Below are 256 nucleotides of genomic sequence, written 5' to 3'. Positions count from 1 at the left end.
TATAGCTGTTAACAGCTATATTAGGTGCTATATTAACATTGATATTTGTTATATTTACACATCATATAATTAGTGCCATAGGAACTAGTTCAGGAACGTATGTTTATACAAAAGATTATTATCAAATCATTGTATCTTTTAGTATAATACTTGCCATTCAGGTTACACTGTGCGGACTCGTAAGGTCAGAAGGTTCAACAGGAAAATCTATGATTGGAGTAATCTTAGGAAACGTAGTAAATATTATATTAGATCC

1 protein-coding gene is annotated in these 256 nt (G+C 30.5%); it reads left to right on the top strand.

The window, feature by feature from the left end; genetic code table 11:
• Nucleotides 1-38: 38 nt before the first annotated feature.
• Nucleotides 39-256, top strand: a 218-nt coding sequence (locus tag ACX6CF_RS27390; protein ID WP_458788524.1) for an MATE family efflux transporter, incomplete at its 3' end; no start/stop codon positions are given.

The sequence above is a fragment of the Vallitalea sediminicola genome (genome assembly GCF_054408565.1).
This window is presented reverse-complemented; position numbering and strand designations above follow the sequence as displayed.